The 12,629-nt window shown below is 39.4% G+C and carries 12 protein-coding genes and 1 other RNA gene; 10 read left to right on the top strand and 3 right to left on the bottom strand.

Features of this window, described 5'->3' with window-relative positions; all coding sequences use genetic code 11:
- Positions 1-5: 5 nt before the first annotated feature.
- Genes uppS through lpxA form a run of 9 tightly spaced genes read left to right on the top strand, consistent with a single transcriptional unit; the run spans position 6 to position 9,554 of the window.
- Complete coding sequence (gene uppS, locus MP622_RS07090) at positions 6-758, top strand: polyprenyl diphosphate synthase (RefSeq protein ID WP_044740014.1); 753 nt, start codon at positions 6-8, stop codon at positions 756-758.
- 3 nt (positions 759-761) lie between these two features.
- Positions 762-1,586, top strand: coding sequence for a phosphatidate cytidylyltransferase (locus MP622_RS07085; protein ID WP_016167719.1), 825 nt, complete (start codon positions 762-764; stop codon positions 1,584-1,586).
- A complete protein-coding gene (gene ispC / locus MP622_RS07080) occupies positions 1,587-2,783 on the top strand; it encodes a 1-deoxy-D-xylulose-5-phosphate reductoisomerase (RefSeq protein ID WP_104442209.1) in 1,197 nt (398 codons plus the stop codon).
- 1 nt (position 2,784) lies between these two features.
- Positions 2,785-4,140, top strand: coding sequence for an RIP metalloprotease RseP (gene rseP / locus MP622_RS07075; protein WP_104442208.1), 1,356 nt, complete (start codon positions 2,785-2,787; stop codon positions 4,138-4,140).
- 37 nt (positions 4,141-4,177) lie between these two features.
- Positions 4,178-6,658, top strand: a complete 2,481-nt coding sequence (gene bamA, locus MP622_RS07070) for an outer membrane protein assembly factor BamA (protein WP_044740052.1) — start codon at positions 4,178-4,180, stop codon at positions 6,656-6,658.
- Between the two features lie 47 nt (positions 6,659-6,705).
- Entirely contained in the window at positions 6,706-7,200 is a 495-nt protein-coding gene (locus MP622_RS07065) for an OmpH family outer membrane protein (protein ID WP_243793237.1), read from the top strand.
- 3 nt (positions 7,201-7,203) lie between these two features.
- Positions 7,204-8,274, top strand: coding sequence for a UDP-3-O-(3-hydroxymyristoyl)glucosamine N-acyltransferase (gene lpxD, locus MP622_RS07060; RefSeq protein WP_044740010.1), 1,071 nt, complete (start codon positions 7,204-7,206; stop codon positions 8,272-8,274).
- Positions 8,275-8,281: 7 nt separating this feature from the next.
- Positions 8,282-8,758 carry a 3-hydroxyacyl-ACP dehydratase FabZ gene (gene fabZ, locus MP622_RS07055; RefSeq protein ID WP_104442206.1) on the top strand — a complete coding sequence of 159 codons (477 nt, stop codon included), beginning with the start codon at positions 8,282-8,284 and terminating at the stop codon, positions 8,756-8,758.
- A 7-nt stretch (positions 8,759-8,765) separates the two neighbouring features.
- Entirely contained in the window at positions 8,766-9,554 is a 789-nt protein-coding gene (gene lpxA / locus MP622_RS07050; RefSeq protein WP_016167726.1) for an acyl-ACP--UDP-N-acetylglucosamine O-acyltransferase, read from the top strand.
- Between the two features lie 38 nt (positions 9,555-9,592).
- Here lpxA and MP622_RS07045 read toward each other — a convergent pair whose 3' ends face one another.
- Positions 9,593-10,471, bottom strand: coding sequence for a YbgF trimerization domain-containing protein (locus tag MP622_RS07045; protein ID WP_044740051.1), 879 nt, complete (start codon positions 10,469-10,471; stop codon positions 9,593-9,595).
- 285 nt (positions 10,472-10,756) lie between these two features.
- Here MP622_RS07045 and ffs point away from each other — a divergent pair.
- Positions 10,757-10,853: signal recognition particle sRNA small type (ffs, locus tag MP622_RS07040), an RNA gene on the top strand.
- A gap of 35 nt (positions 10,854-10,888) precedes the next feature.
- Here ffs and MP622_RS07035 read toward each other — a convergent pair.
- Complete coding sequence (locus tag MP622_RS07035; protein WP_044740009.1) at positions 10,889-11,482, bottom strand: regulatory protein RecX; 594 nt, start codon at positions 11,480-11,482, stop codon at positions 10,889-10,891.
- A 76-nt stretch (positions 11,483-11,558) separates the two neighbouring features.
- Positions 11,559-12,605 carry a recombinase RecA gene (recA, locus tag MP622_RS07030; RefSeq protein WP_243793235.1) on the bottom strand — a complete coding sequence of 349 codons (1,047 nt, stop codon included), beginning with the start codon at positions 12,603-12,605 and terminating at the stop codon, positions 11,559-11,561.
- Positions 12,606-12,629: the final 24 nt, after the last annotated feature.

Raw genomic sequence — 12,629 nt, 5'->3', positions numbered from 1 at the left:
AATTAATGACCACATCTGAAGACACTACACATCTTCCAAAACATGTTGCCATCATTATGGATGGCAACAATCGTTTTGCCAAAAAAATGCAGATGCAAAAGGGTGCGGGACACCGTAAAGGTAAAAATGTCCTTGATCCAATTGTTGAGCATTGTCGAAAAAGAAAGATTCAAGCATTAACCGTTTTTGCATTTTCAAGCGAAAATTGGAACAGACCTCAGTATGAGGTGGATTTGCTGATGAATTTGTTGGAAGAAACAATTCATGAGCAAATCCCGCGCATGGAAAAATTTGAAATCGCTTTAAGATTTATCGGTGACCGTTCTCGTTTGTCTCCGCATTTACGTGAGTTAATGTTGCATGCTGAGCAAAGGACTGCTAAGTTCACTCAAATGACTTTAACCATTGCGGTAAGTTATGGTGGCATGTGGGATATGGCACAAGCTGCGCAACAAATTGCTCAGGAAGTCAAAGCTGGTAAGCTGGAAGTGAATCAAATTAATGCCGAGCTTATGGGGCAGTATATTAGTTTGTCGGATTTACCAGCTGTTGATTTACTGATTCGTACAGGCGGTGATTATCGACTGTCGAATTTCTTGCTTTGGCAAGCCGCGTATGCAGAATTATATTTTACTGAAACTTTGTGGCCTGAATTTGGTGTGCAAGAGTTTGATCATGCACTTGAGGTTTTTGCAGGGCGTGAACGTCGTTTTGGTAAAACATCTGAGCAAATTCAACAAGATAAATTTGAGAATTAATAAATGTTAGAGCGGATTATTACCGCCTTGGTATTGGTGGCAGTTGTACTTAGTTGTATGTTTGCTACTCAATCTCAGTATCCAATGTTGATGCTGATGATTGTTGCCGCTGGGGTTGCTGGTTATGAGTGGTTTAAGCTCATGCCGAGAAAAACAAATCATATTATTAAGCCTTTTGCATGGTGCTACGGTATTGTTACTGCTGCATTGGCAACTTTGGCTTTGTATTTTAAAGATATTGCACTTTTATTATGGTGTGCATCCATTTTATCTTGGTTAGTCAGTGTTTATTGGGTAAAAAATTATCCAGAATACGATGGTTGGTATAATAACAGTCTCTATTTTTCAGGATTTATTTTAGTTTCTGCTGCCGTAACAGCAATTTTCGCGCTATGGGTGAGTTCTCCATGGTGGTTAATGTATCTGTTCTTGTTGGTTTGGGGAGCAGACAGTGGTGCATACTTTGTTGGGCGTAAATTGGGTAAGAAAAAACTTGCGCCAGATGTAAGTCCAAATAAATCCGTTGAAGGGTTGTATGGTGGCATTTTAACCTCAATGTTGATTGTAATTGTTGTTGAAGTTTTATATCTAGACTTAACGTTAGCGCAACATATTTTGTTCCTGATTCTCTCTATAGTCACTGTGTTTAGTTCAGTCTTGGGAGACTTGTTTGAGTCCATGATTAAACGCCGAGCGGGAATTAAGGATTCTGGTCGAATCTTACCTGGGCATGGCGGTGTATTAGACCGTATTGATTCTTTGCTTTCTGCAGCGCCAATATTTGCTGCGGGGATGTATGTGTTAAAACTAATTGGCGTAGATTTGTAAATGTCACAAGCAGTTTGTATCTTAGGTGTAACGGGTTCTATTGGGCAAAGTACCTTAAAAATACTGCAACAGCATCCTGAAGATTATTCTGTTTTTGCAATAACGGCATACAGTCGAATTCAAGAATTGGTGCAGATTTGCAAACAGTATCGCCCCAAAATTGTGGTTATTCCATCTGCCAAAGAGCGAGAGTTACGACAAAGCTTTGCGCAAGAAAATATTAATGATATCGAAATTTTATTTGATGAAGCGGGCTTAGAAGCAGTTGCTCGTCATCCCGATGTCGATGTGGTGATGGCTGCAATTGTCGGAGCGGCGGGCCTATTGCCAACTTTGGCCGCGGTTAAAGCGGGTAAGCGAGTACTGCTTGCCAATAAAGAAGCCTTGGTCATGTCTGGTGATTTGATGATGCAGGCTGCTCGGGAGCATCAAGCCTTATTATTGCCCGTAGACTCTGAGCACAATGCAATTTTCCAATGTCTACCTGAACAATATTTGAATGTAGAACGTAATGGTCAGCCTAAACTGGGTGTTTCGCGTGTTTTATTAACAGCATCTGGTGGGCCATTTCTTCATCATTCTCTAGAAGAGTTGAAAAGTGTTACACCTGAACAGGCCTGTAAGCACCCTAACTGGTCTATGGGGCAGAAGATTTCTGTTGATTCTGCGACTTTGATGAATAAGGGGCTTGAATTAATCGAAGCGTGTCATCTTTTTGCAATTTCAGAACATTTTGTAACAATTGTTGTTCATCCACAGAGTATTATTCACTCCATGGTGCAATATGTTGATGGTTCAACTTTGGCGCAAATGGGGAATCCGGATATGTGTACTCCAATTGCTCATGCTTTAGCTTGGCCTAAGCGTATTAATACCCATGTTCCAGCTTTGGATTTATTCGTAAACCATCAGCTTGATTTTCAAGAGCCAGATACAACGCGCTTTCCTGCTTTAACCTTGGCTCGCCAATCTATCCAAGCGGGTGGCTTGGCTCCTACAGTTTTAAATGCAGCAAATGAAATAGCGGTGGCATCTTTCTTGCAAAAACAGATTGGTTTTACCGATATTCCTGTGGTGGTTGAACATACGTTGAATCAAGTTGAAAATGGTTCTGCGGATTCAATAGATTTAATCTTACAAGTGGACTCAACTGCCAGATCTATTGCTCAGCAGTTTGTAAGCAGTAAAGGAAGCTAAAATGAATGCCTTGTTTATTATTGTTGCAGCAATTTTATTGCTCGGGCCTCTTATCGCGATTCATGAGTTCGGACATTATTTTGTAGCACGTAAACTCGGCGTTAAAGTTTTGGTTTATTCGATTGGCTTTGGGCCAACTGTGTTGAAATGGACATCTAAGAAGTCAGGTATTCAATATCAATTGTCTGCTTTGCCTTTAGGTGGCTATGTCAAAATGTTGGATGAGCGTGAAGGTAATGTGGCGGAAGCTGATTTACCTTATGCATTTAACCGTCAACATCCATGGAAGCGTATTGCGATTGTAGCCGCAGGACCGCTGATCAATCTTATTTTTGCAGTGTTATTATTTTGGGTGCTATTTTTACCTGCACAAGAACAATTAAATACACGTGTGGGTAAGGTCTTGGTGAATTCACCTGCCGCAACTGCCCAAATGCAGGTCGGTGACAAGATTACAGCTGTTGATGGCGCTAAAACCTCAACTTGGGAGCAATTGAATTTTGCTTTGGTTGATCGTGCTGGCGAATCGGGGGTCATTCAGATTGAAGCAGATCGAAATGGTCAAGCAAAGTCTTTTGAGCTTCCTATTCAGAATTTCTTAAAAGATCAAAATCAATCGCCATTGGATAGTTTGGGCTTTATTCCATATCGCCCGTATATTCCTGCAACCGTCATGAAGTTAAGTGAAGATGGTGCAGCGATTCGACAGGGAATGAAAGCGGGTGATCAGATAGTTGCAATTGATGGCGTAAAAATGAAAGATTGGTTTGATGTTGTTGAGGTAGTTCAAGCCTCACCTGAAAAACTACTCAAAATTGATGTATTAAGACAAAATCAGTTGGTGCATTTAGAAGTGATGCCTCAAGGTAAGCGAGACAACATGGGTAACGTGTCTGGTGTGCTTGGTGTGCAAAACAATCCTGGTCAAGTGGTCATTCCTGAGGAATATAAGCAAACGATTCAATATGGCCCTGTAGAAGCATTTGGAAAAGCGCTTGATAAGACAGGGCAAATCAGTACCATGATTTTGAACTCTATCGTTAAGATGGTTCGTGGTTTAATTGGTTTGGAAAACTTATCGGGTCCAATTACGATTGCAAAAGTCGCTGGACAAAGTGCTGAAATGGGATGGCAAACGTTTATTTCTTTTATGGCATTGATGAGTGTTAGTTTAGGAATATTAAACTTATTGCCGATTCCTATGTTGGATGGTGGGCATTTAGTGTACTACTTTGTGGAATTGATTCGTGGTAAACCTGTTTCTGAACAAATACAATTGGTTGGTTTAAAAATTGGTATGGTACTGCTGGGTAGCATGATGCTCCTTGCATTATTTAATGACTTTATGCGTTTATAACAACGTCGCTTTGAAATTAACATCGGAAAAGACTGGCATGCAGCACACACATTTATTTATGCCTTTGGCACTGGTTAGTGCTATGGCAGCAGTACAACAAGTATATGCAGCGGATGAATTTATTGTCCGTGATATAAAAATTGATGGACTCGTTCGTTTAACTCCTGCCAATGTGTATACCATGTTGCCAGTACATAGTGGTGATCGTGTTGATGATCAGGCTATTTCGAATTCAATTCGTGCATTGTATGCTTCAGGCATGTTTGATGACATTAAGGCATCGAAAGAAGGCGATACGCTTGTATTTAAAGTGATTGAGCGTCCGCTTATATCTAAAGTTGAGCTGAAAGGCAATAAACTTATTCCCAAAGAAGCTTTGGAAGAAGGCTTGAAAAAAATGGGTTTGGCTGAAGGTGAAGTGTTAAAAAAATCAACACTTCAAACAGTTGAGTCTGAATTAGAGCAACAATATGTTCAGCAAGGTCGTTATGATGCTGATGTAAAAGTGACAACTACAGCAAAACCCAATAACCGTGTAGATTTATTACTCGAGTTTAATGAGGGTAAGGCTGCTAAAGTTGTCGATATTAATGTTATTGGAAACACCGTTTTCAGCGATAGTGATATTCAACAAGCTTTTGCTGTAAAAGAAAGCAGTTGGAGTTCAATTGTTTCACGTAATGACCGTTATGCACGTGAAAAAATGGCTGCAAGCTTAGAGGCGTTACGTGCTTTATATTTAAATGCAGGTTATATCAACTTTGATATTACTAATTCTAGCTTGAACTTAAGTGAAGACAAAAAGCGAATTTTTATTGAGGTTTCTGTCAATGAAGGTCAGCAATTTAAGTTTGGTGAATCTAAATTCTTAGGAGATGCATTATATAAGCCTGAAGAATTGAAGGCGATGCAGATTTATAAGGATGGCTCGACTTATTCACAAGAAAAAGTAAATGCTGTAAAGCAATTGTTGTTACGTAAATACGGTAATGCAGGTTATTACTATGCGGAAGTGAATGTTGTTCCGCAAATTAATAATGAAACACGACAAGTCGATCTAAATTACTATATCAATCCAGGTCAGCAAGTGACTGTACGTCGTATTAATTTCACAGGTAATACCAAAACTTCTGATGAGGTATTACGTCGTGAAATGCGTCAAATGGAAGGTGCTTTAGCAAGTAACGAAAAAATTGATTTGTCTAAAGTGCGTTTAGAGCGTACTGGCTATTTTAAAACGGTTGATATTAAACCGACGCGTATTCCAAGTATGCCTGATCAGGTCGATTTGAATGTGAGTGTTGAAGAACAACATTCAGGTACAAGTACCTTGGCAGTGGGTTATTCACAAAGTGGTGGTGTTACATTCCAAGCTGGATTAAGCCAAACCAACTTTATGGGGACGGGTAATAGTGTTGCAATCGATTTGTCTCGTTCAGAAACTCAAGACTACTACAATCTCAGTGTAACCGACCCATACTTCACCATTGATGGTGTGCGTCGTGGCTACAACATGTACTACCGTAAAACCAAATTAAATAGTGACTATAACGTTAACAACTATGTGACGGATAGTTTTGGTGGGGGTATCAATTTTGGTTATCCAATTGATGAAAACCAAAGCGTTAGTGCGGGTTTAAATATTGATCAAACTGATGTAACGACAGGTCCTTATGTGTCGACTTATGTGCGTGACTATTTAAAAGCACATGGTGGTAAAGTCAAAAATACAGCAACTTACTGTACTGTTGATCAGGTATTAGATCCAGATACAAACACTTATGTTTGTCCTGATGGTAAAACCTCTGATCCATATGAATCTGAATTTACAGGTGATTTCCTTACATACAACCTAACACTCGGTTGGTCATACAATACACTGAACCGTCCAGTGTTCCCTACAACGGGTCAGTCTCACCGCGTCAATGCTGAAATTGCATTACCGGGTAGTGATGTTGAGTACCAAAAAATTACTTACGATGCACAGGCATTTTTGCCGTTAGGTAAGGACTTTGTTCTGCGTGGTTATGGTAAGTTGGGTTACGGTAATGACTTACCTTTCTATAAAAACTTTTATGCAGGTGGCTATGGATCGGTACGTGGTTATGACAACAGTACTCTAGGGCCAAAGTATGATGGTGTTTACTATAGTGAAACGAAGCAAAAAGACCCATCACCAGAAGAAGTGGGTGGTAATGCTCTAGTTCAATTTGGTACTGAGTTGGCTTTACCTTTACCATTTAAAGGTGATTGGACACGCCAAGTCCGCCCAGTATTGTTTGCTGAAGGTGCACAAGTCTTTGATACTCAATGTGATGTGTTTAGTACAGAAGCTGCAAAGAAAACATGTAAAGATGAATATGGTTTTGACTTAGGTAATATGCGTTATAGCGTGGGTGTAGGCTTTACCTGGATTACCATGATTGGTCCATTGTCGTTAAGTTATGCCTTCCCGCTAAATGACAAACAAGGCGATGAAACTAAAGAGCTTCAATTTGAAATCGGTCGTACTTTCTAAGTACGATCTTTCTAAAACCAAAGACAATATACAATAAGGCTTAATAAATGCGTAAAATAATCAAGGCATTGGCTTTTACTAGCATTTCACTCAGTTCGATGGTCCATGCTGCAGGCTATGGGGTGGTAGACCTAGAGCAGGTAGTAGAAAATAGTACTTATCTCAAAGCACAGAATGCAACGCTTCAACAGTCAATTAAGCCGCAAACCACTCGTTTAGAGCAGTTAGGTAAAGAGCTTGAGGCAATGAAACAAAAGGCTCAGACAAGTAAGCTTTCTGAGGCTGAAATGCAGAAAATGAGTGCGGAATACCAAACTAAGCTAAACGAGCTAAATGGTATTCAACAAGGTCTGCAAGGTAAAGTTCAAGCGTCTTTGCAAGTAATGAACAAGACATTGGATTCTCGTATTAAGCAAGTTGCTGAGCAACTGCGTAAAGAAGGTAGTTTAGATGTAGTGTTGAACAAAAACTCTGCACTTGCCTATGACGCTAAGTACGATTTAACTGATAAAATGATTCAAAAGGTTAATGCAATTAAGTAATCAATGAATCTTAACAAAAAAAGTTTAGAAGACCTTGCTCGTCTTGTTCAAGGCGAGTGTATAGGTCAATCCAATCTTGTTATTCAAGGTTTGGCGAGCCTCGATGCAGCATCTGCACAAAATATTTCCTTTGTGACAGATGAAAAGTATTTAGATAAGGCGCTTGCATCAAAAGCGGGTGCTCTTATTGTCACTCAGGCTTTACAAGAAAAATTGCATAGCCATCAAAACTTTATTCTTGTTCCCAATCCATATCTTGCTTTTGCAATTCTCACTCATGTGTTTGAGAAAAAGCATTATGATGTTGGTATAGAAAGTACTGCACAGATTCATCCTTCAGCAATTATTTCAGATTCGGCTTATATTGGTCATTACGTTGTGATTGGTGCACATTGCGTGGTTGGTGATAACACTGTAATTCAACCGCATGTACGCATTGATGATGATGTGGAAATTGGTAAAGATGGATTTATTGATTCGCATGTGACATTAACAGGCGCATGTAAAATTGGTGATCGTGTGCGTATCCATGCCAATACAGTGATTGGTGGAGAGGGTTTTGGTTTTGCACCTTATCAAGGTAAATGGCATCGTATTGCTCAATTAGGTTCCGTTCAAATTGGAAATGATGTTCGAATTGGTTCAAATTGTAGTGTCGATCGCGGTGCTTTGGATGATACCATTTTGGAACATGGTGTTAAGATTGATAACCTTGTGCAAATCGCACATAACGTTAAAATTGGTGAAAATACTGCAATTGCCGCAAAGAGTGGAATTGCAGGTAGTACAACAATTGGCAAAAACTGTATCCTTGCAGGTGGTTGTGGGGTAGTTGGACACATTTCAATTGCTGATAATGTGACAATTACAGGAATGTCAATGGTCACAAATAATATTTACGAAGCGGGAAGTTATTCTGGTGGTACGGGATTATTTGAAACACCGCAATGGAAGCGTACAGTTGTAAGGCTTCGACAATTAGCAGATGTGCCATTGACCCAATTAGTCAAACGACTTGATCATATGCAGACTCAAATTGAGTCCCTTGAATCAACTTTTAAATTGCGTAAATAGAAATATGATGACTGAGTCGACTTTACTATCATTTACGAAACCAGAATTGCCAATGCATATTCAGCAAATTCGTGAATATTTACCACACCGTTATCCATTCTTATTGGTTGATCGCATTGTTGATGTAACTGATAATGGGATTGTGGGTTATAAAAACGTTTCAATTAATGAAGAGTTCTTGCAAGGACATTTCCCGAATTACCCAATTATGCCTGGTGTATTAATTGTTGAAGCCTTGGCTCAAGTTTCAGGTATTTTGGGCTTTATTATGAACAATGAGAAACCAAGTGAAGGTTCTTTGTTCCTTTTTGCAGGTGCAGAGAAGGTAAGATTTAAAAAACAAGTGGTTGCGGGTGACCAACTTGTATTAAAATCTGAGCTGATTATGCAAAAACGTGGTATTTACAAATATAATTGTATTGCCACTGTTGACGGCGTAGTTGCGACAACCGCGGAAATTATGGTTTATCATCAGAAAGTATAGAGCAGGCATGAGCAATAACGAATTCATTCATCCAACCGCTATTATTGACTCATCAGCAGTAATTGCTCCAGATGTACAAATTGGGCCCTATTGTATTATTGGTCCACAGGTCACAATTGGAGCTGGTACAAAACTTCACTCACATGTTGTAGTTGGAGGTTACACGCGTATTGGTAAAAACAATGAAATTTTCCAGTTCGCGAGTATTGGCGAAGTATGTCAAGACCTAAAATATCAAGGTGAAGAAACCTGGTTGGAAATTGGTGATCACAACTCAATTCGTGAACATTGCAGTTTACATCGTGGTACTGTGCAAGACCAAAGCTTGACCAAAATTGGTAGTCATAACTTATTGATGGTAAATACCCATATTGCACACGATTGCATGGTAGGTGATCATAATATTTTTGCTAATAATGTAGGGGTAGCGGGTCACGTTCATATTGGTGATTACGTTATTGTTGGTGGAAACTCAGGTATCCATCAGTTCTGTAAACTTGCTTCATTTAGCATGATCGGCGGTGCATCTTTAATTCTGAAAGACGTGCCTGCTTATGTAATGGCTTCTGGTAATCCTGCACATGCTTTTGCAATGAATGTGGAAGGCATGCGCCGCAAAGGTTGGTCTAAAGAGGTTATTCAAGGCTTGCGTACAGCGTTTAAACTTATTTATAAAGAAGGTTTAACGACAGTTGAAGCTATTGAGCGTATCCGTCAGGAGATTTTACCTACGGTGGCTGAAGCTCAATTGTTAATTGATTCTCTGGAACAGTCTGAACGCGGTATTGTGCGTTAATTGATTGTAAAAAAAAGACACCTTAAGGTGTCTTTTTTTTACTTTTTGAAATAGCCTGCTTCTTCGCTTTTTGGATATTGTTTTAAGAGCTTTGCTTTGTATTGAGTTGCCAAAGCTGTATTACGGTCAACATCTTTGGCTATGCTATACAGTTGATAAAGTGCTCGTGAAGCTTTGGAAGATTGAGGGTACTGGTTGACTACAATATTATAATTTCGCTTGGCTTCGGTATAGTTAGTAGGTTCTATGGCTAAGTTGAATTCTGCTAACCAAAAATATGCATTACTAATATAAATGCTATTGGGATGGTTTTTGATAAAGTTTTGCATTGGAGCAATCGCTTTTTTCGCACCACCTTGTTTATATGCATCTAGTGCGACTGTGTAAGCGGCTTTTTCCAAATCTGGGGTTTGTTGTTGAGTGTTTGCTGTAGTTGTTGTATCTATGTTTGTAGCTTTAGTTGAGTTAGTTGCTACGGGTGCGGGATTACTTACATTATTTACTGCTGGAGCAGTGGTTGATGTGGTGGTGCTGGGAGAAGTATCTTGTTGATTATCCTCCGTTTGGGTGGCACTGTCAGGATCAACCTTTTGCTGTAATAATTCTAAACGTTGATCTAGGTCGGTATAGCGGTTGTTTAGATCATTTTTAAGTTGCTCAATCGTATTTTCTTGTTCTTCAATACGCCCACGCAGACTTCTAATATCATTTTCAAGTTGCTGATTTTTCTGCATCAGTTGCCAATTGATGTTGGTTGGTACACTGGCCTCTGCAACAGGGGTATTGGTTGAAGTTGAGCCATAGTTAGAACCAGAATCGTTTTGACTTAAACCGCGAGTTTCAATTGGGACGTTGGCAAAAATAGAACTGGTGCTGAGTAAGGTAAGTGCATAAATTGCATGCTTATATTGCATCATAAAAACATATCCATTTTGTATTACTTGCTTAAAGCCTTGAGTTTGTGTGGCTTTATTCATTTCATCTTGAACACATTTAAAATGTTCAAGTAGAGAAAAGCAATAAGTGTTTACAATCTTGTCGTATGTTTAAGGTAAACTTATCCTGCATGTCGAAGAAAAATGTCATAAATTAGTATTTTTGTATTTTAAATAATCAAATGAATAGCTTAGCTATATTAATTTAGATTAAAGGCTTGCAACTTGAGTAAAAATCTCTATACTCTGTTCTTGCAATGGTAGCCCTGCCGGTTACTTCGCAATTGCACTCTGCGAACCCCGCCAGGACCGGAAGGTAGCAACGGTAGTAGAATTGTGATGTGCCGAAGCTTTGCTGGTAGGGTTGCCACCATTTAATTTTATAGCATTTTATTATAATTATTCTTCATCTTCTTTTTTGTTAATTGCTTTCATAATCACGTCCATATCAAATCCTCTATATTGTAGAAAACGTATCTGTTTTGCTTTGAGTTTTGGATCTTTTTCGACAGTATTGCCAAATTTTTTGATTTTGAGTTGATAAGCTTGTTCAACCCAGTCGATTGCCTTTAGTTCTTCTTGAATCAGTTCACTATTAATTTTCTTATTTTTCAACGCTAATTTAATACGTTGCGGCCCTTTGCCTTTTCTTTTTTGGCTTGATAGCACAATGTCTGCTACGCGCTGATCACTTTGATAGTTCTGCTCGGACAATTCATTTACAAGATTTATGACTTCCTCACGACTTGCTGCGTAGGCTGCAAGCTTTTCAATCAGTTCGGCTTTGGAAAACTCTTTACGAGTGAGTACAGCAAAGGCGTAAGAACGTAAGCGTGAGCCTGTCAGCCCTATATTTTGGGAAGATACTGCTTCTATGCTGGCATCACTGTAATCCGTTGTATCGGGTAGTGATGACTGCTCAGGCTCAGAAGTTCCAAACTCTTGTTTTAGGCTCTGATAGTCAAGTAATTTGGGAAATTTAGATTGGCTCATAATTTTATAATCTAGATTGAAAAACGCCCCGAAGGGCGTTTAAGTGTAACAGGTATATTTCCAAGAGGCAGACGCTTTAAGCATCGAGCAAGAGGTCAGATTCATCCTCTTCTTCTTTCTCTTCTACAACACCACCCGTTGTTAATAATTGGTCACGGATAATGCGTTCCACTTCTTGCGCCAATTGTGGATTTTCTTCAAGGTGACGAATGACATTGTTTTTACCTTGACCAATTTTGTTCCCTTGATAAGAATACCAAGCACCTGCTTTTTGAATGATGTCTTGTTGAACAGCAAGATCAACCAATTCACCTAGTTGGTTAACGCCCTTACCATAAAGAATCTGGAAAAGAGCTTCTTTAAATGGAGGCGCCATTTTATTTTTAACTACTTTAACTTTAGTTTCTGAACCTATAATTTCGTCACCTTCTTTAACTTGGCCAACACGGCGAATGTCAAGGCGAACAGAAGCATAGAATTTTAATGCGTTACCACCAGTTGTCGTTTCAGGACTACCAAACATCACACCAATTTTCATACGAATTTGGTTAATGAAGATCACCATACAGTTCGAACGTTTGGCATTACCTGTAATTTTACGTAAGGCTTGGCTCATTAAGCGCGCTTGTAGCCCCATGTGTGAATCACCCATTTCACCTTCGATTTCAGCGCGTGGTGTAAGTGCTGCAACAGAGTCGACTACGATTAAGTCAATTGCACCAGAACGTACTAGCATGTCTGCAATTTCGAGTGCTTGCTCACCATGGTCTGGTTGAGAAACTAAGAGGTTGTCAATATCAACACCAAGCTTGCGAGCATATTGTGGATCAAGTGCATGTTCAGCATCGATAAAGGCACATGTACCACCTGCTTTTTGACATTGTGCAATTGCTTGCAATGTCATGGTGGTTTTACCTGAAGATTCTGGACCGTAAATTTCAACAATACGACCCTTTGGTAAGCCACCAATACCTAGTGCGATATCGAGTGTCAATGATCCTGTTGAAACGGCTTCAACAGCTTGCACTGTATTGTCACCAAGGCGCATAACTGTATTTTTACCAAACTGTTTTTCAATTTGGCTTAGGGCAGCATTGAGTGCCTTACTTTTATTCTCATCCATCTTACAACCTCAAAACTTTGTCAC

Source organism: Acinetobacter sp. PK01 (assembly GCF_022819285.1).
GTDB lineage: Bacteria > Pseudomonadota > Gammaproteobacteria > Pseudomonadales > Moraxellaceae > Acinetobacter > Acinetobacter tandoii.
The sequence above is the reverse complement of the archived record's forward strand: the minus strand, read 5'-3'. Positions and strand labels throughout refer to the sequence as shown.